Genomic DNA, 26,821 nt, shown 5'->3' with positions numbered 1-26,821 from the left:
GCAAACGAATTTCAAACCATTTTTTTTCTACCGATCTGTAGTGCCTAAAGGTACATTTTTTTTAAACCTGTTAGGTTTAAGAATGCTAAACCCCTTATCAATGCGTCTTTTTTACACATATAAAATCAGGCTTTTACGAGAATTATTAGTAATGGTTGGACTAATAATTTCATGAATTAATACTGTTTTTTTTTCTTTATTTCGAATTGTTTCTAAATGTGCCCTTTACTACAGAAATCCTATGAAAGTGGTTATTTTCTTTGTTTAGAAAGGTGATTCTGTAAGTTTTTGTCTGAGATTTCTTTAATTTAAAGTTGATTTTTTTTCTTTATTCTTTTTAAACTTTATTATTTATACAAATGCCGAAAAAAATCCACTAAAAAAATAACAAATTCTTAAAACATAAATTTGGATGTTATAAAAATATTTGTATGTTTGTATTGTTGTAGTATAGGATAGTATAAGTCAATTCGTCTTCTGATATTTTAAATGCTCAATATAAAAAAAAACTAACTCAATATTTTATTAACTAAAAACCAAATCATTATGAGAATCGCAATAAGATACTTATGCTTCTTAGTAGTTATGATGTCCGCCGGTACACTTTATTCCCAAACCATCACCGGTAAAGTTACAGATAATGAAAATTTACCATTGCCAGGTGCTACAGTTATAGTAAAAGGTACACAAAATTCTACCGCAACTGACATTGACGGAAGTTACAAATTGACAAATGTTAAAGCCGGATCAATTTTAGAATTTAGTTTCATCGGATTTACTCCACTTAGTATTTCTGCGAATAGCTCAGTTGTAAATGCATCTTTAAAACCAAGCTCTCAGGAATTAAGCGAAGTTATAATAGTTGGAGCCGCAATCAAAAAAGGAGATCTATCAGGTGCTGTAAGCAGTGTTTCTGGTGATAAACTTAGAGAAGTTCCTACTCCAAATGTTGTGCAGGCATTACAAGGACGTGCTTCAGGTGTATATATACAACAAAGTGCTGTGCCTGGTCAGACAGGTTCAATAAGAATTAGAGGAAATAACTCTCTAAACTTTGGCGGTAATCCAATATTTGTAATAGATGGTTTGGTTACTGATAGCAATTTTGAAAACATTAACCCTGACGATATTGCAAGTCTGGAAGTTCTTAAAGATGCTTCTGCTACTGCATTATATGGTTCAAGAGCTGCAAATGGAGTAATCGTAATTACAACAAAAAAAGGTTCAAGATCAGGAGAAGCAAAAATACAGTATGATACATGGACGGGTGTTTCTGAATTTGCAAGAACTATCCCGTTGATGAATGGTCAACAATTATTTGATTTAAGAGTTGATGCTTATGCAAATCGTTATATGGATGAACATCCTGGAGCTGATCGTGCTGCTTATGTTAATCAAATTAAGTCAGATGGTTCGACTGTATTTGCGCCTTATGAATTGGAATCTTACAGAACGGGTAAAAGTTATGATTGGTTAGATCAGGTAACGCGTTCAGGTTTTCAGACTAATCACAATTTAAGTTTTAGCGGAGGAGGAGAAAAAGGGACTTATTTTGTGAGTTTTAATTATGTTAACCAAGAGGGACTTCTTAAAAACTCTGATTTTAAAAGATATAATGGAAAAATTAACCTTACGCAGGATTTAAAATCATGGCTGCAGTTTGGTACCAATACTACTTTTTCAAGAAGCAAGAGCGATTATCAGGAAGGTAGTGCTTTTGGTGTGGCATTGGGAGCAAATCCACTATTACCAATAGATTCTAAAGCTACTTATCTGAGATATGGTGAAGTGTTTGACCAAAATCTTTATAACCCAATAAAAAGTCTTGATATCATAAATTCAAGCACACGTAATAGACTTACAAGTAGTAATTTTTTAAGTTTAAAACCATTAAAAGGTCTTGATATCAGAACTACTTTGTCTGTAGATATTGCAGATCAGGCAAATTTTGATTACGTGCCAAGTTATACAGGACAGTCACTTAGAAATTCTATGAATGGGGAAGCACATCATTACAGATATTCACAATTCAATTATCAGTGGGATAACACCGTAAGCTATAGTAAAGTTTTTGCCGCAAAGCATGACGTAAGTGTTATGGGAGGATTTTCTGTAATGAGTAATTCAGGTAATAGTACTGACGTAAGAGCTCGCGGATTTGTTAGTGATGATTTGACATACATGGCATTATCAGGAGCATATCAAAAAGATAATGCACAGTTAAGCTCGAATTTTACGGATTATTCAAACCAATCGTATTTTGCAAGAGCTAACTATACTTATGATGGTAAATATAATATTACTGGTACAGTAAGAAGAGATGGTTCTTCTAAATTTGGCCCTAATAACAAATGGGGAACCTTTCCTTCGATAGCAGGAAGTTGGGATATTTCTAAAGAAAATTTCCTTTCAGGATTTGAAAAATTAAATCAACTTAAACTTCGTGTAGGTTATGGTATGGTGGGTAATCAAAATGTAGATGCTTACAGATATTTTGCCTTATATAATGCACAAGTTAGCAATAATTCAGGAACTTATGTGTCTGATAATTATATTGATAATTTTGATTTAAGATGGGAAAAACAAAAGCAATTTAATGTTGGATTAGATGCTGGTTTCTTTAAAAACAGGCTGACTGCAAGCGCTAATTATTTTCATATAAATAATGACGATCTTTTAATGTTGCGTAATATGCCGGTTTCATCAGGATATAAATATAAGCTGGATAATATTGGTTCTACAACTAATAAAGGTATAGAATTAGAACTTAGCGGAGACATTATTAAAAACAAAGATTTTAAATGGAATGTTTCTGCCAACATATCATCGGCAAAAAATAAGGTTACAAAACTTTATGGAGACGCAACAGAGATATACAATTTGGGTGGTTATAGTAACAATGAAATCCAACGTACCGGAAACTTTTTCTTAGGTCAATCAGTAAACACAGTTTATGTGTTTGAATATGATGGTATAGCACAGACGGGAGAAGACCTTACTAAAGTAAATTATGGAAGTAGAACTGTTCAGGCTGGAGATATTAAAATCAAAGACCGCAATGGCGATGGTGTAATAAATGATAAAGACAGATATGTAGTTGGAGATTTGAATCCTGATTATTATGGAGGTTTTTCTACAGATCTTAATTATAAAGGGTTTGCATTAAATGCAGTGTTTTCATATTCAATAGGAGGTAAGAGACCAAGTGGTACCTACGAAAGCTATATGAACTCAGGAGGAATGAGTGCAGCACACACAGATCTTTTGGATCGCTGGACACCAACTAATACCAATACAGATATTCCAAGAGCCTATTATGGAGGAGGAAGATATACTTTGGGCGAGACAGATAAGGCAATACAAGATGCTTCATTCTTAAGATTAAATGCACTTACATTATCCTACACATTACAAGATAAAGTTGCACAAAGTGTTTTTCTTAAAAACTTAAGGTTTTATGTAACGGGATCTAATCTGTTTATTGTAACTAAATATAAAGGTTATGATCCAGAGGGAGGAGATTCTTATCCTATTTCCAGAATGTTAGTTATGGGATTAAATGTATCTCTTTAATCAAATTAATTTAAAAAATTATTTTATGAAAGCAAAAATTATAGCCTTTATGGCCTTAGGAATATTATCAGCTTCTTGTACTTCAGATTTTTTGGAAAAAGAACCTCAAAGCTCCCTTACTGCTGCTCAGGCATATGGCAGTTTAGGTAAAATAGAGCCTGTTCTTTTGGGAGCTATAACGAATTGGAGGAATATGCAAAAAGACCGTGCAGGACTTTATACTTCTCTTGGTACAGATGAAGCACAACAAGGAGCGTTGCAGGTAACCGGAGATGCAAACCAGGCAGGACTTGATTTATACAATGGTTTTCTAAGTCAGGAGAATCAGGCAATTGGGCAATTGTGGAATGACAGATGGCCAGTGATTGAAGTAGCTGCACAAACTATTAGAGCATTAGGAACCAATACCGAAGACGATAGTGCAAAACGCGATCTTTTACTAGGTGAAGCTAGTTTTTTAAGAGCAACATTAATGTTTGAACTTACACAATATTGGGGAGAAATACCAATTAATGATAAAGCAAAAACGGCAGAATATGGTTTAAAACGTCAGCCTTTGACTTTGGTTTATGCTTCTATAGTTGCCGATTTAGAAAGAGCAATTCAAAAACTTCCTGTAACACAAAGCAATCCTGCATTTCCTGCAAAAGGTGTGGCTCAGGCACTTTTAGGAAAAGTATATTTATATGCTCCTCAAGCGTCAGGATACCGTGATTATGCAAAAGGAAAGCAATGGTTTGAAGAAGTTATTAAATCCGGTAAGTACAGTTTACTGCCTAATTATGCAGATGTTTTTAGTCCGGATCATGCTAATTCTTCAGAATCATTATATGAATGGCAGTACACTAATAACTGGCCTGATAATAATCAGATTCAATGGCAAACAGGTTCAAGAGTTTTGGCAAATATAGACCAATATGCTTATTTTGGTGGTTATGACCTGATACTTCCTACTCAATATTGTTATAAAGATAAAACGGATGGAGGAATATGGGAACCAGGCGATGTGCGTAAAGACGCAAGTATTCGTTATGATTTTACTTATAAAGGAGTTACACCAACGCTTCCTGCAGGTTTTGGTGGTGATGAGTTGGATCCGCACATTAAAAAGTTTGAAGATATTCGTGTACAAGGAAAGCAATCATTCTGGAATTCAGGAAAAAACAAACCATACATTCGTTATTCAGATGTATTACTTAACTACGCAGAATGTTTAAATGAATTAGGAAACACAGCAGAAGCTGAAGGATATGTAAATCAGGTTCGTACAAGAGCTTTTGGAGGAACATTACCCGCAGCAATGAAGTGGAGCGGACTTTCTCAAACTCAGTTTAGAGATCAAATTCTTGATGAACGTATGCGCGAATTAGCTTTTGAAGGCTGGAGAAGAATGGATCTTAATCGTACAGGAAAATTGGTAGAATTAGTAAAGGCCCGCAATAAATGGGCAAAACAAAACGCTACAATTGCTGCCTTTCACAGTCTTTATCCTATTCCTATAGGAGAAATTAAGCTTAATGATGAGATTGGACCAGAAGATCAAAATCCAGGATATTAATATCCTTAAAAATAGTTTTAATGTAATTTTTTATTTTTTTGGTCACGTGATTTTTGGTTAATCACAGTTTGATTAGTAATGCCATTTTGGATTTAGGTAATAACAGTACTAAGTGAGTTTTCTGTTAGAAAAAACTTATTCCAAAATGGCATTCTTATTTTCTAATGTTTACAATCTGTAAACCAATTAAGCAACAATATGAAGTTTATTAATATTCAGATTTATACAATATTATTGATTTTAAATGCTTTATCGTTCAGCGTTTATTCTCAAAACAAAGTAAGTTTAAACTCTTCTGATATTGTTTGGAAGCTAAAACCACAAGCAGAATTAGGGCAGGATAGTCTTAAAATATTCACTTCAAATTATTCCGATACAAATTGGGTAAAAGCCGTTGTTCCGGGCACAATTTTTAATTCATATGTCGTAAGCGGAATAGAAAAAGATCCCAATTATGGCGATAATATCTATCAGGTAGATAAATCAAAATATGATCGTAGTTTTTGGTATCGTTCTGAATTTACTGTTCCGGAGAATTTCACAAAAGACATTGTCTGGCTAAATTTTGAAGGAATCAATCGTGAAGGAGATATTTACCTTAACGGAAAAAAAATAGCCACTTTAAGTGGAATGATGCAACGTGGTAAATTTGATATTACCAAATTGGTGCATCGCAAAGAAAAAAATGTCTTGGCAATTTTGGTAAGTATTCCAAAACAACCTTTAAATAATTACGGAAGTCCAACTTATATTTCGAGCGCAGGCTGGGATTGGATGCCGTATGTTCCGGGATTAAACTCAGGAATTACAGATGATGTTTTTCTTAGTAATACCAATAAAATTACCATTATAGATCCTTGGATTCATACAGATTTACCGTCAAACGGACGCGCAGATCTTGAAATAAAAGTAGATCTTAAAAATTCTTCGGCACAAAATCAAGAAGGAGTTTTGACAGGAGTTATAATGCCTGGAAATATTACTTTTTCTAAAAAAATAAGTTTGGATGCAAATGCCATTACAAACATAAAACTAAGCAAAGAACAATTTCCGGAATTAGCCATTCAGAATCCAAAATTATGGTGGCCAAATGGTTACGGAGATCCTAATTTATATACTTGTCAATTTACTTTTAAAATTGGAGATGTTGTTTCAGACGCTCAAAAAGTAACTTTCGGAATTAAAAAATATACCTATGATACAGAAGGAGGCGTTTTACATGTTTCGATAAACGGAAAACGAGTATTTCTAAAAGGAGGAAACTGGGGAATGAGCGAATATATGCTTCGTTGCCGAGGAGATGAATACGATCTAAAAGTAAAACTTCATAAAGAAATGAATTACAACATCATTCGTAACTGGTTAGGTTCAACTACAGATGATGAATTTTATGAAGCGTGCGATAAATATGGAATTATGGTTTGGGATGATTTTTGGCTAAATGCAAATCCTAATTTACCATTAGATATTCATGCTTTTAATAACAATGTTGTCGAAAAAATAAAACGAGTAAGAAATCATGTAAGTATAGCCGTTTGGTGTGGAGATAATGAAGGAGTTCCTCAACCTCCGCTTAACGGTTGGATTGCCGAAAATATCAAAACTTTCGATAATAATGACAGATATTATCAGCCATGCTCAAACACAGGAAACCTGAGCGGAAGCGGACTTTGGGGAAATAAAGATCCAAGGTTTTATTTTACCAAATATCCTGCGACTTATGTAGGAACCGGAGATGGACCAGGTTGGGGATTAAGAACTGAAATTGGTACAGCAGTTTTTCCTAATATCGAAAGTTTCAAGAAATTTATACCTGAAAAAGATTGGTGGCCACGAAATGATATGTGGGACAAACATTTCTTTGGACAAAAAGCCTTTAACGCTTCGCCTGATAATTATGATAAAAGCATCACAGAACGTTACGGAAAACCGAATAATCTGGAAGAATATACCACAAAAGCGCAATTGCTAAATATCGAAACCAACAAAGCCATGTACGAAGGCTGGTTAGATCATATGTGGGAAGATGCTTCGGGAATTATGACCTGGATGAGTCAATCGTCATATCCAAGTATGGTTTGGCAGACTTATGATTATTATTACGATTTAACCGGAGCATATTGGGGCGTAAAATCGGCTTGTGAACCATTACACATTCAGTGGAATCCAGTTAATAATTCGGTTAAAGTAATTAATACAACAGGAACTGATTTTAAAAATCTAAATGCCGAAGCAACGGTTTATAATTTAGATGGAAAATCAGTTGCAAAATTTAACCAAAAAGCGATTGTAGAGTCATATTCGAATACTGCAACAGAAAGTTTTGTGATTCCGTTTTATTCGAATCAAAAAGATTTGGCTTTTCAGAAAAATGCAACAGCTTCTTCAACAGATGGAGGAAATACGAGAGACGTTACAGATGGAGATTCAAACAGTCGTTGGGCAAGTAATTCAACAGATAACGAATGGATTTACGTTGATCTTGAAAACGAATATGTTGTAAATCGTGTGGTTTTGAATTGGGAAAATGCTTTTGGAAAAGAATATAAAATTCAAACTAGTACAGATGCAAAAAATTGGACAGATGCAAGCGTTATAAAAGAAGGAAAACAAGGTATTGAAACCATTTCGTTTGATGAAGTAAAAGCGCGTTATGTTCGAATGTTAGGTATAAAACGAGGTTCAGGTTGGGGATATTCGCTTTATGATTTCAAAATTTTTGGAGCCGAAACCAATACAAATACTTCAGATTTGAGTCCGGTACATTTTATCAGATTAAAATTAAAAGATGCTCAAAACAAATTGGTTAGCGAAAATTTTTATTGGAGAGGTTCTAATATGAAAGACTTCACAGATTTGAATAAATTGCCAAAAACAAACGTAACTGTTTCCAGTAAAGTTGTAAAACAAAATGGGAAATATGTTATAAAATCTAAAGTTTCAAGTCCTTCAGGATTAGCATTTGGAATTCATATTCAAGTTTTAAATGATAAAACTGGAGCGCAAATTTTACCGGCAATTGTTAGTGATAGTTATTTTACTTTGCTAAAAGGAGAAAGCAAAGAAGTTATCATAGAATTTGACGAAACGCTTTTGAAAAACGGAGAAAAACCAGTTATAAAAGCGATTCCTTATAATAAATAAGAAATTATTCTCAACGTAAACCTGACAGGTTTTTAAAACCTGTCAGGTTTAATAAACATTGCAAAATAATTTAAAATAATAATTATGAATATCAAAAAATATAAATCATTACTTTTTATAATACTGCCTTTTTTAGGCTATTCGCAAAGTAATCCGTTAGAATTATGGTATACAAAACCAGCATCTCAATGGGAAGAAACCTTACCATTAGGAAACGGACGTTTGGGAATTATGCCCGATGGAGGAATCACAACTGAAAAATTGGTTCTTAACGATATAACTTTATGGAGCGGATCACCACAAGATGCGAACAATTATAAAGCATATACTTTTTTGCCTCAGATCAGAGAATTGCTTTTAGCCAATAAAAACAGCGATGCCGAAAAGCTAATCAATGAAAATTTTGTCTGTACAGGTCCGGGTTCAGGAAGTGGAGACGGCGCAAATGTGCAGTTTGGATGTTATCAGGTTTTGGGAGATATGACCTTAAAATTTAATTATAAAACCCAATCAAAAGCTACAAATTACAGCAGAAATCTGAATATACAAACTGCAATTGCAGCAACGCAATTTACACTTGATGGCGTAACGTATAAACGTGAATATTTTGCAGGTTTTGGTGATGATGCCGCTTTTATCAAATTGACTTCAAGTAAAAAAGGAAAGTTGAATTTCACTGTTCAGTTAGATCGGCTAGAACATTTTAAAACCGTAAATGGAAGCGATAATTCTCTTGTAATGTCAGGACAATTAAACAATGGAATCGACGGAAAAGGAATGAAATATGAAGCTAAAGTAAAAGCTCAATTAAAAGATGGAAATGCTTTATATACTAATAATATAATCGAAATAAAAAATGCAACAGAAGTCGTATTATTTATTTCTGCAGGAACTGATTTTAAAGATAAAAACTTCGAAGTTTCAGTAGATAAAATTCTGGATTCAGCGATGCAAAAGAAATATCAGGATCAGAAGAAAACACACATCGAAAATTATCAGAAGTTATTCAATCGCGTTGCTTTGAACTTTGGGAAACCAGCCAAAAAAGCATTGCCCACAAATGAGCGTTTAGATGCTTTTATGAAAGATTCTGATTCAGATGCAGGACTTCCGGTTTTGTTTTACCAATATGGTCGTTATTTAAGTATTAGCAGTACAAGAGTTGGTTTGTTGCCACCAAATTTACAAGGTTTATGGGCGCATCAAGTGCAAACACCTTGGAATGGAGATTATCATCTTGACGTAAATGTCCAGATGAATCATTGGGCTTTAGAAACTGCAAATTTATCAGAATTGAATCTTCCGCTGAAAGATTTGGTTAAACAAATGGTTCCTTACGGAGAAAAAACCGTAAAAGCTTATTACAATGCCGATGGTTGGGTGGCGCACGTAATTACCAATGTTTGGGGCTTTACAGAACCTGGCGAAAGTGCTTCATGGGGAATTGCAAAAGCAGGTTCTGGTTGGTTGTGCAACAATTTATGGAACCATTATTTGTATTCAAATGATAAAGTATATTTGGCTGAAATTTATCCGGTTATAAAAGGAGCAGCTCAGTTTTACAACAGTATGTTGGTAAAAGATCCCGAAACAGGTTGGTTGGTAACTTCGCCATCTGTATCACCTGAAAATTCGTTTTTCTTACCAAACGGACAAGAAGCACACGTTTGTATGGGACCAACAATTGACAATCAGATTGTTCGTGAATTATTTGATAACGTAATCTCAGCATCAACAAAATTAGGATTGGACAAGGATTTAAAAATTGAGCTCGAAAAACGATTGAAATTATTGCCTCCGGCAGGAGTAATTTCGCCTGATGGAAGAATTCAGGAATGGTTAAAACCTTATAAAGAAACAGATCCGCAGCATCGCCATGTTTCTCATTTATACGGTTTATATCCGGCATCTTTAATTACGCCTGAAAGCACTCCTGAACTTGCAGAAGCAGTTAAGAAAACTCTTGAAATAAGAGGAGATGATGGTCCGAGTTGGTCTATAGCTTACAAAATGTTGTTTTGGTCGCGTTTGAAAGAAGGAAACCGAGCTTATAAATTATTAAAAACAATATTAAGACCAACATTGGCAACAAACATCAATTATGGAGCAGGAGGAGGAGTTTATCCAAATTTACTTTCGGCTGGACCACCATTTCAAATTGATGGAAATTTTGGAGCTACAGCAGGAATCGGCGAAATGCTGATTCAAAGTCACGCAGGATTTATCGAATTATTGCCTGCAATGCCAGATGTTTGGCTAAACGAAGGCGAAGTAAAAGGGCTTAAATCCGAAGGAAACTTTACGGTAAACATCAAATGGGAAAAAGGTAAAGTAACGAAATATGAAGTTTTTTCTCCTGTAACAACAAAGGTAAAAGTGAAAGTGAACGGAGAAATGAAAGAGATTACGTCTTCTAAATTGTAATCTATAAAGTTTATTTAGACCTGACAGGTTTTTAAAACCTGTCAGATCTAATGTTTTCTAATCATGTTTTACTAATTTAATTCTAAACAATGACTTTAAATAAAATATTATTCTGCGGAATATTTCTAAGTTCAATAATTCTGGGAGCGCAAACAACAGAAAAAATAACGTCGCATGTCAATCCATTTATAGGAACTGGAGCAGCACACGGATCGCCACTTTCAGGTAATAATTATCCCGGAGCAACAGTTCCGTTTGGGATGGTGCAACTTAGTCCAGATACCAGAAATACTCCAGATTGGAGCGTTGCTTGTGGTTATAATTATAACGACACCACTATTGCAGGTTTCAGTCACACACATTTAAGCGGAACCGGCGTTGCAGAATTATTCGATGTTATGTTGATGCCATTTAGTGGTGCAATAGTTAAGGAAGAAGCCGGACAAAATGCCTATCAATCAAAATTTTCTCATGATGAAGAATCGGCTAAACCCGGTTATTATAGCGTCGAATTGTTAGATTATCAGATAAAAGCAGAACTTACAGCAACTACACACGCAGGTTTTCATAAATACAGTTTTCCTAAAAATAAAGAAGCACATATTGTGATCGATTTAGATCATTCGATGAAAAAATCAGATTGGAATACGCGCATAATTGCATCACAAATCTCATTTCCTAATGATCATACAATTGAAGGTTATCGTGTTATTACAGGTTGGGCGCCAATGCGAAAAGTATTTTTCCACGCTGAATTCTCGCAACCTATAATCCATAATCATGTAACGGATGGTGGAAATATTTATGACAATCCCAAAATAGTTAACGGAAATGCAATTCGGGCAATTTTAGATTTTGATACTTCAAAACAACAAGAAGTTTTGGTGAAAGTTGGAATCTCAGCAACCAGTATCGAAAATGCACGTTTGAATGTTCAGGCTGAAATTCCTAATTGGGATTTTGAAGGAATTGTAAATACTACCGATGCTGTTTGGGAAAAAGAACTCGGAAAAATAAAAATTGAAGGAACACAAGAACAAAAACAAATTTTCTATACCGCTTTATATCATACTTGTATTCAGCCAAACACTTTATCAGATGTTAGCGGAGATTATCCATCAGCCGATTTTACGACCAGAAATTCATCAAAACCATATTACACGACATTTTCTTTATGGGATACTTATCGTGGCGCGCATCCTTTGTACACTATTTTGCAACCAGAACGTTCAGTTGATTTTGTAAATAGTATGTTGGCGTATTATAAAGCTTTTGGATATTTACCAATTTGGCAATTATGGGGACAGGAAAATTATTGCATGATTGGCAATCACGCCATTCCGGTGGTGGTTGATGCCGTGCTTAAAAATCTGTCAGGAATTGATGCCGAAATAGCATTTGAAGCTGTAAAGAATTCGGCGATGCGTGAACATCCGGGATCGCCATTTGGTATTTGGGAAAAGTACGGATATATTCCGGAGAATCTAAAATCTCAGTCCGTTTCATTAACTTTAGAAATGGCTTATGATGATTGGTGTGTAGCTGAATTAGCGAAGAAACTAGGCAAAACAGACGATTATAATCATTTTACAAAACGTTCTCAATTCTATAAAAATTTATACGATAAACAAATTGGATTCTTCAGAGCTAAAGACGATAAAGGTAATTGGATTGGTCCATTCGATCCATTAAAATATGGCGCAAACGGCGGATATCCATTTACGGAAGGCAACGGCTGGCAATACTTTTGGTATGTTCCACAAGACGTAAAAGGGCTTGTAGGTTTAGTGGGCGGCGACAATGCTTTCACGAAAAAACTAGATACTTTTTTCACCTTAGAAGATAAACCCGAAGAAGTTAATGACAATGCTTCCGGTTTCATTGGTCAATATGCACACGGAAACGAACCAAGTCATCATATTGCTTATTTATATAATTACGCTGGTCAACCTTGGAAAACGCAACAATATGTTTCAGAGATTTTGAAAAAAATGTACAATACAACCTCATCAGGATATTCCGGAAATGATGATTGCGGAGAACTTTCGACGTGGTATATTTTTAGCGCAATGGGATTTTATCCTGTTAATCCTGCAAGTAGTATTTATGTTATCGGATCGCCATTATTAAAAGAAGCTTCTATTGAATTGAAAGACGGAAAGATTTTTAAAGTTATAGCAAACAATGTTTCTGATAAAAATTTTTATATCCAAAGCGCCAAATTAAATGGCAAAAGTTATAGTAAAACCTTTATTAATCAATCAGATATTGATAATGGCGGAGTTTTAGAATTTATAATGGGATCAAAACCCAATAAGAAATGGGGAACTAGAGTAGAAGACAGACCAATTAAATAAATTTCATGAAAATTGCCCACGGATTATGCGGATTGAACGGGTCTTCGCAGATTTTAATTTTATTATTTGCAAATAGCATTACGAGTAAAATAAAAAAATCCGTTTTTATCCGCGTTTTCACGAAGTGAATCCGTGTCATCCGCGTACTATATTCAAAGGATGACAAGATTGTAAAAAAAACAATAAAAAAAGGTTTAATGAAATTAATCATTAAACCTTTTTTATTTCCAAAAACCTAACAGTTTAAAATCGTGTCAGATCTAATATTTGTCTTATTGTATTTCGTAAATTACGGGTGCAGTTCTTGGTAGTAAATAACTACCAGCTCCAGCAAGTTTAGTTTTAATTTCAGAAATAGTAACCTGATCTCCTTTACCTGCTCTTGAAAGAACTTGTTTACATTGTGCATTTAATTTGTTACCGCTAACAACAACTGTAGGTTGTCCGGCAATTTTCATGTTAAATCCAACAACTTCTAAACCAACCTCAAAATCAAAATCAAGTAAATTAGCACCAATCGTAGCAATTTCTAAGTTAGATCTAGGTCCTTTAACGATACCCATTTCACCTCTAATTGTTCCTGTTGGCCCAGGAATACCTTTAATTCTGAATGTTTTCTTATCTGTAACCTGATCTCCGTTTGGCAATGTACCAGTTACAGAAATAGTCGTTTCAGTACCTGAACCAGGACTCATGTTATATTTTCCTGCTTTACCAGCAGAAGATAATCCCGGAGCACTAGCAACAACTTTGTTATCCGCAACACCAGCGAATGATACAGAGATTGGGTTAACAACACCTCTATAAACTACATTCATTTTGTCTGCAGAAATTGTAGCAGAATTTGGTTTTGGTACTACAACATAAGTTCCATTAAAAGGAAGATTGATTGGTTTACCATTTTCAACAAAATTGAACGAACCACCAATTTTTTGCTCTCCAATTCCACCTGCGGTCATTTCTAATAAAGCTTGACCGTTTACTAATTTTCCAGGACCTTTAAAGTCACTAAATTGAGCATTAGGATCATATTTACCTAAAACTACTTTACCAGTAACTTTTTCACCTTGGAAATAAGCATTTTTATCTAAAACAACAATTGCTTGAAATTTACTGTAAGAAGCTTCTGCTATTGCAGCTTTCCCTAAAGCAGCACTGTAAACATCAGATTCTGCTTTTTGAACGTCATTTTGCCAAGCCGAAAGTTTAGCTAATGAAGCAACAGCTGGAAAACCTTTAAAGTGATAAGCTAAATATTTATCTTTTAAACCTTCTTTATTTGCAACATCTGAAACATCAAATTTGCTTTCAATTTCGGCAATAATAGTTGCATACTTTTTGTCTTTCAAAGCAGTTTTCATGTCTGCTTTATATTTTTCAATCTTAGAAATTACCTCGTTACCTTTAGCAGTATATCCTTCACCTGTAAACCAGTTGTCGATAGTATCACCTTTGTCCATAGACTCATAAGGTAATTTTCCTGTTTCTTTGTCGGTTTCAAATCCTTTTAAAATATCGCCTTTTAGAGAACCGATATATGTATAAAATTCTTTTGAAATTGTTTTAACTTTATGAGCAATAACTGCCTCAGTTGCGAATTCTCCTTTTGCTTCAGCTGCTTTTTGATCTAAAGATTTCAATAAACCATCATTTGTTTGCTCTGAAGAAGTATTAGCACTTTCAAATTTTTCATTCATTAAGCCAAAAGCAGATAATACTTCTTTTGACATATTCATTGCTAACATTGCGATGAAAACCAGATACATCAGGTTAATCATCTTTTGTCTAGGGGTTAATTTTCCTCCTGCCATTATTTCTAATTAGTTTTTATTAATAAAATTATAATAGTTAAAAACTAATTATCCTTTGTTATTCATTGCAGAAAGCATACCACCGTAAACACTGTTCAAAGAAGCGATGTTTGCAGTCATTGATTGCATTTGTTCTTTTAATTTAGAAGCATTTTCAGCGATTTCGCTGTTTGCTTGTGCATTTCTTGAAGCACTTTCTAATTGTACTTTGTATAAGCTGTTTAATGATTCCATTTGCGCAGCAGCCATAGACATTTCCTCAGCATATTTCTTTTGTCCAGCGATAGAATCTACTGTTGGAGAAATTGCTTTTGCAGCTCCTTCGAAATTTTTGATTGAGTTTCCTAAACTTGACATTAATTCTCCGTCAATTTTAGCTTCTTTCAACATATTGTCTAATTTTTGAGACAACGATCCTTGTGTATCAGATGGCGTTTCAACTTTGTCTGTTTTCTTTCTAGCTTGACCATTAGCCAATTCCGGGTAAACAAGAGTCCAGTCTAATTCATGATCTACTGGTTCAAAAGCAGAAAGAGCAAAGATTAACGCCTCAGTTACCAATCCTACAGAAAGCATCAATGTACCAGTTAATGGTCCAATTTCAAAGTGAGTAATTTTGAATAATGCTCCTATAATTACTACTGCTGCTCCCATACCATAAGCAAAATTCATTGCTTTTTTACTTAATAATGCCATAATTTTGTTTGTTTTAAAAATTTAAATTGTGTTTTTGGTTTAATAATAAGTTCGATTAGCGTGCTAATTTTTGTTTATATAATTAGGAGCAATTCGTTGTTTATTAAAAACATGCAAAAATACTTCACACTATAAAATATCGTAAAACATAAAAAAGCATTAAAATATCAGATTAGGACATTTTTTTTTTGATGTAAAGTGTTGGAGGGTTCATGACCTTTGTCAAAGTTTAAAACTTTGACAAAGGTTCGCCCTAAAAGTTATTCTGAATAGTTTTGTCAGCTCGACGGATGAGAGATCACACAAGAAGCTACGTAACTAAAAGCCCCAATCTTTGTCAATCTATGAGTGTGATATCTTCTCAGTCGAGATGACAAGATTGAAAATAACCAGTGCAAGCAAAATAAAAAAAATCCGTTTTTATCCGCGTTTTCGCAAAGCGAATCCGTGTCATCCGCGTACCATATTCATTTACAAAAAAAGCCCCAACAAGTTTTTTAAAACCTGTCGGGGCTAATTACTAACCACTAACCATTATTTTTAAACAGAAACCGATTCCTCATTCTTCAATAAAGACAAATGAATCGTAACTCCTGAATGACTTTTTTCTTCAGAAAGAACAGTTGTAAAAGTTGCATCAGCTTCAGCTTTTTCATCCAAACCTAGAAGTCCTAAACCTTGCATATACAAGCAGTGAATTTTATTTCGTTTATCCAAATCATCTTCCCAAATCATAAGATCAGGAAGTGAAACGGCGAAATAATCAATCGTAACATGATCGTTCAAATGTTGTTGAGCATAAGCAACAAGCTTTTCGAAACGTTTATTAGCTTCAGAAATGTCATTTAATTTCAAGAAAGCAAGACCTTGATAGAAAATTTTATCAGGTTGCTGATCGTTATAGAAAATGGCAGCCGTTGGCTCTTCAAGTCCTTGAGTTGCTTTTTTCCAACAGTTATTAGCTTCTTCCTGATTGTTCTTTTTATCGAAAGCAACGCCCAACCAATAATGAATGTCATTTTCCTGTGCACCCGGTAATTTTCCTTCTCCTAAATTGTCAGGATACGTTTGTGCTTGTTCTAAAAGTTCAATTGCTTCATTATAATTCCCTTCGGAGATTTGTTGTTTGGCAATTTCAGTTAATGAAACCAGATATTGTCCACTTACTTTTCCTTCGCCACCTTCCCACGGATGGAAAATTCGGTTTTGTAATAAGGTTAAAGCTTTGTCGTGTTTTCCTAAAAGATTGTACAAAGCAACTCTTTCTAAATAAACATCATCACGCTGAATCACTAATTCTAAATGTTTCTCCAAGAAAGCCAATCTGAAAACCAAATCTCTGTTCAAACGTTTGTACAATTGATCAAGTTCCATTAAAATTCTAGAATCTTGTAAATCTAATGAGAATGCTTTCTCTAAACTGGCAAGGGCTTTTTGTTCGTTTTCTAATTTATTATAATAGGCCAAAGCCAAATTACGATGTACAGTTGGGAAAGTATTATCTAAAGCCACAGATTGTTCCCAACAAGAAATCGCATCATCATAAAATTTTGAAGCATACCAGAAGTTTCCTAAATAATACAAAGCTTTTGCATCATTGGTTTGTTTCTCAATTACATTTTGAAGTACTATTGCAGCTTCAATTTGATTAGGGAAACAATAATCCGGTTTTGCCTGAGACGCCATTTTGAAGCATTTTTCGGCTTGACCAAAATCATTTAATTTTTCATAAAAAGAACCCGCAAAATACCATGCCATTGGAAACGTTTCTTCATCTTTTAAACCTTCATTTAATAAACTCGCAGCTTCCTGATACAAACCTGCAGCAGCATAATCTAATGCGTACTCTATATAAGTATGAATGTTGTTTCTGATTAATGAATTAAAATACACAAGGTCTTTTTTGTCATTGCTTAAAAGATATTTCTCGAAAAGTAATCCAAAATTGAAGCAATCATTTTCAAGATAATCATTTCCTAATTGTAGCGCTTTTTCTTGTTGACCTAATTTTCTAAGAAAGGCAACTTGCAAATGCAACGCTTTATGATCTTCGGTATTTTTAGAAATTGCTTTTTTGATGTGCGTCAAAGCCAATTCATAATCGCCATTTAATGCGTCAAGTTGTGCTACATAAAAGTAACCTTGGTTTTGCCAGGCCGCATTCCATGTTGCTTTATAGAAAGCGTCGTAAGCTTCCTTATTTTTATCTTGATATTTAAGACATAAACCTAAATTGAAATACGCTTCACCGTCATACGGATTTGGGTTTCTTTGCGTCAAAGTTTTTATTGCTGCTCTAAAATAAGGTTCAGCTTCTATAAATTTTGCTTTTCGCATCAACCATAATCCCATTGCATTATTCGAACGAACATCGCCAGCATCACGTTTTATAGCTTCTTTATAATACGGAATCGGACTATAAGTAGCGTGTCTGTATTGCTCTAAATGTTGTGCTGTAAGGAACAATTGCTCATTACTTTCAATATCTTCAGGCGCAAGTGCAGGTTTTGCAGCTTCAGGAATTTCAGCTTCGTTTGGTCCTTCGTAAGCCCAATCTACCAAAACTTTATCATCAACATCTGTTACTGAAATCGACAAACCTTCTAAAGAAGCATTGCTGTCAAAATCAATTGTTTCTTCGAATGAATTGTACGGTGAAGCATCGTATTGTTTTTGTAATAAAATAGTATCGTTGTTTTTTAAAGTAACCGTTGTTTTCGGATAAACGCCAGTTGTATAAGCTTTAATTACTAATTTATTGTCGATACTTTCCAGATTGACCATTGCATTTTTGGTCGCATTTTTTACGATACCTAAATCGCGATACGGCATGAAATACTGCGTAAAATCTTTTTGTTCACCCGGCATAATCCACGTAAAATCAGGCTGATTATCCGTGTAAACGCCACACATTAATTCTATATACGGACCATCTTCATCAGTAAGATTACGATCCCACGCACGACCGAAATCGCCATGTCCCCAAGTCCATTGTTTTTTTCCGGGAGAAACATGATGATTGGCTACGTGAAGTAACCCGCCTTTTGAATCATTTTCGTATCCGCCCACAAAATTATATTTAGACGCAATCGCCATATAAGACGTTGGAACTGGAATATTTTTATAACGTGAAATATCAGTTCCCGGCGAATAATCTACTTTATAATACGTTCCTTTTGCAATCGGGAAAGATGAAACATCGCGTTTACCGTGGTCAAAAACAGCATTTACATCCGGTGGAAAAACCGATTGATAATCGTCATTTACCTTAACCGCAGGATTTGCCCACCATAAAAAGGTTTGTGGAAACGATGTTCTATTGTACAATTGTGCTTTAATTTCTAAATATGCTTTATCAGGATATAATCGGAAACCCGCCATACCCTTGGTTCTAAACATACGCTCAACTTCGCTGCACCAAACAGTTGCGCTTCCATCTTCATGTTCTTCGATCGTAAAATCTACCGGATCAAAAGTCGTTGGTCTGTGGTGTTGTGGCCAGTTAAATTCGATTCCGCCCGAAATCCACGGACCTGTAAGTCCCACTAATGCAGGTTTTACAACTTGATTATAATATACAAAATGACGTTCTTTGGTTTTATCGTACGCCATATGCACACGTCCGCCAAGTTCAGGTAAGATCATTATTTTAACAAACTCATTTTCAAGATAAACGGCTTGATATTCTTTGTCGATTTTTTCGTCTGCGATTTTTTCAATAACCGGATAAGGATATACAGATCCGTTACTTCCCTGATAAACTCTTTTCTCAATAAATACAGGATTTTTTTCAGGTTTGCCCACCTCATAGGTTGGTAGGATTATTTTTTCCTTCCAAATATTTACTTTTTGCATGATGTAATGAAATTTAAATTATTGAATATTCTTTGATTTTTTATCAGAAACCATCAGTTCTTCAATCTCTTCAAGACTTTTGTTTTTGGTTTCAGGAAGTTTTTTGAATACAAACACAAATCCTAAGGCACAGATGATTCCGTAGATCCAGAAAGTTCCGGATGTGCCAAGATATTCGTTGAAAATAGGGAAGGTTTGTACTAAAAGTGCAGAAGCAATCCAGAGTGCAAATGTGGCTACAGACATCGCAACACCACGGATTTTGTTAGGGAAAATTTCAGATAAAATGACCCACGTAATAGGAGCAAGGGACATGGCGTAAATAGCGATTGCTAATAATACCAATAATAATAAAGGAAATCCGGTAACATTGGTATAATAAAAATAACCCAACAAAGCATAAATTACAGCAAGTGCGCCAGAACCAAAAAGCATTAGTTTTTTGCGACCAATTTTGTCGACAGTTCCCATCGCAACCAGTGTAAATACAAGGTTGATACTTCCTGTAATAACAATATTCATGAACAAATCATTGATACTATAACCCGCCGAAACGAAGATTTCCTGAGCGTAGTTAAAAATGATATTAATACCACACCATTGCTGGAAAGCAGCTGATACAATCCCGATTACCAGAATCGGTAAAGCTTTTTTATCCAATAACATTCTGAAATCGGTTTGATCCGTTTCCTCAGTGAAAGTTTCTTTGATTTTTGAGATAGCTTCTTTTCCGTAAGCTAATCCACCAATTTTGGTAAGTGTTGCTTCGGCAGTATCATTCTTTCCTTTTTTAGCCAAATATCTCGGGCTTTCAGGAATTAAAAACATTAATATAAAGAACAAAACTGCCGGGAAAAATCCTGCCCAAAACATCCATCTCCAGCCCGTTTGTCCATTCCATGAAGCAAGAATTTGAGCGTGTGTATATCCTGTCGGAATAAGTTCGGTAATTAACATATTAGTGATTTGTGCGGCAAGAATACCTATAACAACAGTAAGTTGGTTAATCGAAACGAAAAGTCCGCGGGTTTCTTGCGGAGCGATTTCTGCAATATATAAAGGTGAAATTGTCGACGCAATCCCAATCCCGATTCCGCCAATAATACGCCAGATAATAAATACTGTAAAAGTTTCTGAAGCTCCTGTGCCAAGCGCACATAAGGAAAATAATACTGCAGCAACGATCAACATAGGGCGTCTTCCGTAGGTATCAGCCAATTTTCCCGCAATTGCCGCTCCCGCAACGCAACCTACAAGCGCGCTGCTCATTGCCCATCCTTGTAAAGCCGGAGAATCTGAAATGCCAAAATAAATTTCGTAAAATGGTTTTGCACCACCTATTACAACCCAGTCGTAACCAAAGAGTAAACCACCCAATGCCGCAACAAGGCTAATTGATAATAAAAAGGTATAATTATAATTTTTCATAAAAAGGTTTTAATAGCTTTTGTAAAATTAGCGGAACAGGAACCTTTGATTTATGGATATTTTTTTTGAATAGATGGATTATAATACGATTTTTTTGAGCTTTTGGCTAAAATACGAAAACAATTGCGTTACTGCTTGTATTCCGTGCGATATTGTATAGGCGAAGTACTCATTATTTTTTTGAATAAACGGGAGAAATACAACGGATCATTAAACCCCAAAGCAAAGCTTATTTCTTTAATACTCATCGTAGTAAAGCTGAGATATTGACAGGCTTTCTGCATCTTTAAGTAATTGAAATAATGTATTGGCGAATAGCCCGTTTGCTTCTTAAACAAGGTAAAAAAGTGCGAAGACGAGTAATTAAAATAAGCTGCGACATCATTGATTTTTAAAGATAAATCCAAGTGTTTTTTCATATAATCAATTGCGGACTCAATAGTATTATCCTCTGAAAATTGCCTGTTTTTTTTGATGAAAAATCTCTCATATAAAAAAGCATTCAATAATTGCCATAAAGAGAGATTCGCATATTCAAGATTGCTGGCGCTGTAACCATCTTCCATAACATCAAGTATATTTTCGAAAAGTTCGATACGTCTTTCTTCAAGCGATAATTGTGGTGCTGTTTCTGGAAATTCAGTTATGAATTTTTCGTAGAAATGTGGTGCTTGGGGTCCTGTAAAGTGAATCCAGTAAATACTCCACGGATTTTGTTTTAAGGCATAATAATCATGCGCGACTTCAGGAGGTATTATATAAAAGGTATTCGCCTTGAGCGTTATGGTTTTGTTTTCCTTACTAATAATGCCTTCACCTTTATAACAATAAATAAGTATATATTGTTTGCTGCCATGTTTTCGTTTCATCGAGTGGTGGCTTGCATTGGGGAAAACGCCGATATCTGTAAAATACAAACTGGCAATAAGTGCATTTTTTTTAATGCTCGAAAGTATGTTTTTAGGTATCACGATCATACGCTGGCCTAAAAAACCTTCTCTAACTTTTATTTTTTCCTTTTGTGATGAATTCTTCATTTTCCGTTTGCTAATTTTCAAATATCGTAATTTAATCCATGTTTTTAAAAAAAATGTCCATTTTGATGATAATAATCACAACTACATTTGAAATATTAGAATAACACAGATGTTTTCAATCCTTTTTTAAAAACAATATGAATCCTATTAATAAGATTGTATGCGAACCTTTTGGAGTTTGTAATGGCAAAGAAATCTTTATATTCCGAATGACAAATGTTCACGGAAACTACGTTGAACTCCTTAATTATGGAGCCATAGTAAAATCCATAGTGGTGCCGGACAAAAACGGAATTAAAGAAAATGTAGTTTTAGGATTCCCTACTCTTGAAGGATATCTAAAAGACACTTCTTATATAGGAGCAACGGTTGGGCGTTTTGCAAACAGAATCAATAATGCCGAATTTTCGATCGGAAATAAAATCTTTCATCTGGATAAAAACGATGGTAAAAACAACAACCATAGTGGTTCGGCTGGATTTAATAACAAGGTTTTTGATTTCATTATAAAAGAGGATTCAGTAGTTTTTACTTTAGAAAATAAAAATAGAGACGGCGGTTTCCCCGGAAATTTAAACACAAAAGTCATTTATAAATGGACGGATAAAAACGAACTAAAAATTGATTTTTTGGCTGTAGCCGATGAACCAACTCCACTGAATTTTACAAATCATTCTTATTTTAATTTATCGGCTTGTACCGAAAAAATAAGTCAACATAAACTCAATATTCAGTCAACAAAAATTCTCGAAAGTACAGAAGATTATATTCCGACAGGAAAAATTATCCCTGCAGATAACTATTTGTTTTTTAATTACAAACTAACAGATGTAATGCAAAATAACGGACTGAATATCTATTATGTTTTTGATCGAATTTCGGCCAATGAAAATGCTGTATGTGAATTGTTCGAAGAAAAATCAGGACGATTAATGCGCGTTTATACGTCTTATCCGGGCGTACAATTGTATACGGGAGATTATTTAAACAGTGCAACAATTGGAGAGCATTCTAAACATTATGAATCTTTTGACGGACTTTGTTTAGAATGTCAATATTATCCTGATAGCCCGAATCATGCTCATTTTCCGAACACAATTTTTGGAGCTGGACAGGTTTATAACGAAACGATTACGTATGCTTTTGATGTTGTAATTCTTGATAATTTAAAAAAATATGTCACAGATTATAAAGATTAAAATGATTTTGTTTCACGCAGATTTAGCAGATTAGAGCAAATTTAATTTTAGATTTTTATTAAATTAATCTGCACTGATCTGCTTAAATCTTTTTAAATCTGCGTGAAAAAATAATTCGTGAAATTGGTGGCTAAAAAAACTTTACTAACCAATAAAATTGAACTATCACCTCTAAATTATATATAATGAAAAAAATGTTTCTTCATCGATCTTTAAATTTGCTGATACCCGCAGTATTTTTTGTACTGACAAGTGGTAAAGCTCAAAATACAGGACTTGACCTGAAGTCTAAGGACAATCTAAATAAAATTACTTTGTCTTTAAGCCAAGATGGAAAGTTGTCTTATAAAGTGACGCGCAAGGATAAAACCGTGATTTTAGATTCTCCGCTTGGTTTGACTTTCGAAAATAACGATTTTACATCTGGTTTGTCGGTTGTAAATGTTTCGGCTGTGGAAGAGAAACGCGAAAAATACGAGCTTAAAGTTTCGAATAATAAAGCTGTAAATCATGTTTTTGAAAGTAAAAGCATCACATTCAAAAACAACCAAGGCGCTTTAATGATAATTGATTTAATTGCGGGCGAAGAAGGAGTTGCTTTTAGATATAAGTTTACAGATCAAGAACCGCAAAAGAGAGTTCTTAAAAATGAAATTACAGGATTTCATATTGATCAAAATGCAAAAGGCTGGCTTCAACCGTATAATAAAGCCGGAGATTATACGCCGGGTTATGAAGATTTTTATGTAAATGTAAAATCGGGAGATCCAATAAGTGGCGCGAGAAATGAATCTGTTGGTTGGTGTATGCCGGCACTTTTTAATGTAAATGATACTAAAAATTGGGTTCTGATTGCGGAATCCGGAACAGACGGTTCATTTCCGGGATGTCATTTACAACCAGATTCTAAAGGCGGAATTTACAGCATAGCTTTCGCTAAAAAAGACGAAAAATTTACGTTGCCTTTACCGGATAAAGAAGTTTATCCAGAATCAAATTTGCCGTGGACAATGCCTTGGAGAGTGATTATGATTGGCGATAAAGCGGGAGATATTTTATTGTCGACTATGATTACAGATTTGGCTCCAGCCTCAAAAATCGAAGACACTTCATGGATTATAGCAGGAAAAGCGGCTTGGTCATGGTGGTCACATCCAGAGGATTTTACTCCGGAAATGTATAATAAATTTACAGATGTTTCAGCTTCTTTTGGTTTTAGATATACGCTTTTTGATGCAGGTTGGGAAAAGGCAAATAAAGAAGGGAAAATTATTGATTATGCTTTGTCAAAAGGAGTTCAACCATTGGTTTGGGGATATTCGGCTGAGTATTTTGATGCGGATAAAAGAAAGAAAAGGTTCAAAGAATTGGCTGATATGGGGGTGAAAGGTGTTAAAATTGATTTTTGGTGTTCAGATCGTCAGGAAGTTATGGGAACGTTACAATCGGTTTTTGAAGATGCTGCCAAACAACATTTGTTGGTAAACTTACACGGAACAACGATTCCAAGAGGATGGCACAGAACATGGCCGAATTTTGTAACGGCAGAAGCGATTTTAGGAACCGAAAGTTATTTTTATGAGCCAAGATTCCCAGAAAAAGCAGCGGAACAAAACACCGTATTACCTTTTACAAGAAACGTTGCAGGACCTGCAGATTATACGCCCTTTGCATTGACTTTTAGAAAATATACACGTTTAAATACTGCAGTTCATGAGTTGTCAATGGCGATGATTTATACTTCTGGAGTTATTCATTTTGCTGATTCTGAAGAGGTTTTTAATTCATTACCTAATGAACTAAAGAATCTTTTAAAAGAAATGCCTGCAACTTGGGATAAAACCGAATGTATAATTGCAGAACCTGGTAAAGCAATTGTTCTTTCTCGTAAAAAAGATAACCTTTCGTATATCGTTGGGATCAACGGAACTAATTCTGCAACGCCAGTTTCAATCGACCTTAAAAAATACAGCAAAGGCTTTTCAAAATTCAGAATTATCTCTGAAGGCAAAGACCCTTTAATGGATTTTAAAGTAGAAACGTATCCTTTAACTTCAAATTGGAAATATAATTTAGCTCCAAAAGGAGGATTTATAATTGAGTTTGTGAAGTAGTTAAACAATAAAATAGTTTAAATATTTAGAAAGGTGATATCTTAATTGATGTCACCTTTTTTTGTACAAACAACTCAAAGTTGTGCCTTTAGGTACAAAATATCGGTAGAAAAAAAATGAATTGAGAAGGATTCAACGTGCCGTAGGTACGTAATAGATTGCGTTTTGTTGCGTACCTACGGCACGCTTTCGTATCGTGAATTTATTGGGCTACCAATATTTTGTACCTAACGGCACATTTTGAATATTGATTGCGTTATTGATTTCATCTTTTTATATAAACAGCTTAAAAACGGCAACTCAAAGTTGTGCCTTTAGGTACAAAATATCGGTAGAAAAAAAATGAATTGAGAAGTATTCAACGTGCCGTAGGTACGTAATAGATTGCGTTTTTGTTGCGTACCTACGGCACGCTTTCGTATTGCAAATTTATTAGGCTATCAATATTTAGTGCCTAACGGCACATTTTGAATATTGATTGCGTTATTGATGTCACCTTTTTTTGTACAAACAACTTAAAAAAGACAACTCAAAGTTGTGCCTTTAGGTACAAAATATCGGTAAAAAAAAAATGAATTGAGAAGGATTCAACGTGCCGTAGATACGTAATAGATTGCGTTTTTGTTGCGTACCTAAGGCACGCTTTCGTATTGCAAATTTATTAGGCTACCAATATTTAGTGCCTAACGGCACATTTCTGATTTACTAAATATTTTTATATAACATCACATTTCTATTCTTGATTATCACAAAATCTTCATTATCTCAGTTTTAAACTTTCCGTCATAACATCTGAGAAATGAAATGTTAATACAATGTTTTATAATCGGAACATTTTATTAATATAAACGTAACCTTGTTCACCTACCCTCATTTCTAATTTTGGAGACATATTATAAAACAACACAACACACTGTAGAATATGTCATTTTTTAAATTAAGTACACATCGCAAGAAAATAATCGGAACTGATGTTTTGGCAAGCCTTAATTATTCGCCAAATAATACAAAAGCGACGTATTATGTATAAAAGATTTACCGATGAAGAACTTGTCGAATTATTGAGACAGGGAAAAGACAAAGCGTTTGATGAATTATATTTTCGATATCGGGATTTATTAGTTCGCTTTGTTTATTTGAGGATGAAGTCGATTCCCGTTTCTGAAGAAATTGTTCAGGAAGTTTTCACCACTATTTGGGAACGTCGAAAGACTTTGGTTATTCAAAAGAAATTTTCGGCTTATATCTATACTTCAGTTCGTTATGTGACTTTAGATTACTTCAAATCACACACAATTACAGACCAATATATAAAAGAAGTTCTGGATAGTAATACTGCCGAATACAGTAGTACAAATGCCACAGAAGATTCTATTTATTATGAAGAATTGCAGGAAGCAGTAGATAAAGCCGCTTCGTTACTTCCTAAAAAAGCCAAAGAAGTTTTTATTCTGAGCAGGATTAAGCATTACACCAACAAAGAGATAGCCGAAGAACTTAACGTTTCGCACGAAACCGTAAAGTATCATATTGCTTATGCGCTAAAGTTTATGCGCAGCTATTTGGGCGAGTTCAACTGACAAAAGATTTCCGGATTGAGGTTAGCGTTTTGTTTTCTTAACAAA

General features: G+C 34.5%; 13 protein-coding genes. 8 read left to right on the top strand and 5 right to left on the bottom strand.

Features of this window, described 5'->3' with window-relative positions; all coding sequences use genetic code 11:
- Nucleotides 1-546: 546 nt before the first annotated feature.
- The 5 genes from WN975_RS07575 to WN975_RS07555 all read left to right on the top strand — a co-directional run bounded on the left by WN975_RS07575 (nt 547) and on the right by WN975_RS07555 (nt 13,056).
- Nucleotides 547-3,573 (top strand): TonB-dependent receptor, encoded by a 3,027-nt coding sequence (locus WN975_RS07575; RefSeq protein WP_337965984.1) that lies wholly within the window; start codon nt 547-549, stop codon nt 3,571-3,573.
- Nucleotides 3,574-3,598: 25 nt separating this feature from the next.
- Nucleotides 3,599-5,131 (top strand): RagB/SusD family nutrient uptake outer membrane protein, encoded by a 1,533-nt coding sequence (locus tag WN975_RS07570; RefSeq protein ID WP_337965983.1) that lies wholly within the window; start codon nt 3,599-3,601, stop codon nt 5,129-5,131.
- A 198-nt stretch (nt 5,132-5,329) separates the two neighbouring features.
- A complete protein-coding gene (locus WN975_RS07565) occupies nt 5,330-8,275 on the top strand; it encodes a discoidin domain-containing protein (RefSeq protein WP_337965982.1) in 2,946 nt (981 codons plus the stop codon).
- An 84-nt stretch (nt 8,276-8,359) separates the two neighbouring features.
- Nucleotides 8,360-10,699, top strand: coding sequence for a glycoside hydrolase family 95 protein (locus tag WN975_RS07560; protein WP_337965981.1), 2,340 nt, complete (start codon nt 8,360-8,362; stop codon nt 10,697-10,699).
- An 89-nt stretch (nt 10,700-10,788) separates the two neighbouring features.
- Entirely contained in the window at nt 10,789-13,056 is a 2,268-nt protein-coding gene (locus WN975_RS07555; protein ID WP_337965980.1) for a GH92 family glycosyl hydrolase, read from the top strand.
- Nucleotides 13,057-13,328: 272 nt separating this feature from the next.
- Here the strand turns inward: WN975_RS07555 and gldM are convergent, their stop codons facing one another.
- The 5 genes from gldM to WN975_RS07530 form a co-directional block, all read right to left on the bottom strand.
- The gene (gene gldM, locus WN975_RS07550; protein WP_337965979.1) at nt 13,329-14,867 is read right to left on the bottom strand and encodes a gliding motility protein GldM; all 1,539 of its coding nucleotides are present in this window, start codon (nt 14,865-14,867) and stop codon (nt 13,329-13,331) included.
- 48 nt (nt 14,868-14,915) lie between these two features.
- Nucleotides 14,916-15,563 (bottom strand): gliding motility protein GldL, encoded by a 648-nt coding sequence (gene gldL, locus WN975_RS07545; protein ID WP_337965978.1) that lies wholly within the window; start codon nt 15,561-15,563, stop codon nt 14,916-14,918.
- 540 nt (nt 15,564-16,103) lie between these two features.
- The gene (locus WN975_RS07540; protein WP_337965977.1) at nt 16,104-19,418 is read right to left on the bottom strand and encodes a DUF5107 domain-containing protein; all 3,315 of its coding nucleotides are present in this window, start codon (nt 19,416-19,418) and stop codon (nt 16,104-16,106) included.
- An 18-nt stretch (nt 19,419-19,436) separates the two neighbouring features.
- Complete coding sequence (locus WN975_RS07535; protein WP_337965976.1) at nt 19,437-20,846, bottom strand: sugar porter family MFS transporter; 1,410 nt, start codon at nt 20,844-20,846, stop codon at nt 19,437-19,439.
- Between the two features lie 128 nt (nt 20,847-20,974).
- Complete coding sequence (locus WN975_RS07530; protein ID WP_337965975.1) at nt 20,975-21,883, bottom strand: AraC family transcriptional regulator; 909 nt, start codon at nt 21,881-21,883, stop codon at nt 20,975-20,977.
- Between the two features lie 137 nt (nt 21,884-22,020).
- On the opposite strand from WN975_RS07530, the gene WN975_RS07525 reads away from it, so the two are divergent.
- The 3 genes from WN975_RS07525 to WN975_RS07515 all read left to right on the top strand — a co-directional run bounded on the left by WN975_RS07525 (nt 22,021) and on the right by WN975_RS07515 (nt 26,776).
- Nucleotides 22,021-23,082 carry an aldose epimerase family protein gene (locus tag WN975_RS07525; protein WP_337965974.1) on the top strand — a complete coding sequence of 354 codons (1,062 nt, stop codon included), beginning with the start codon at nt 22,021-22,023 and terminating at the stop codon, nt 23,080-23,082.
- A gap of 185 nt (nt 23,083-23,267) precedes the next feature.
- The gene (locus tag WN975_RS07520) at nt 23,268-25,196 is read left to right on the top strand and encodes a glycoside hydrolase family 97 catalytic domain-containing protein (protein ID WP_337965973.1); all 1,929 of its coding nucleotides are present in this window, start codon (nt 23,268-23,270) and stop codon (nt 25,194-25,196) included.
- A 1,022-nt stretch (nt 25,197-26,218) separates the two neighbouring features.
- A complete protein-coding gene (locus WN975_RS07515; protein WP_337965972.1) occupies nt 26,219-26,776 on the top strand; it encodes an RNA polymerase sigma-70 factor in 558 nt (185 codons plus the stop codon).
- The last annotated feature ends 45 nt before the right edge of the window (nt 26,777-26,821 follow it).

The organism is uncultured Flavobacterium sp. (assembly GCF_951805225.1).
Lineage (GTDB): Bacteria > Bacteroidota > Bacteroidia > Flavobacteriales > Flavobacteriaceae > Flavobacterium.
Note: the sequence above shows the minus strand (reverse complement) of the source record. Positions and strands in the feature narration are given on the sequence as shown.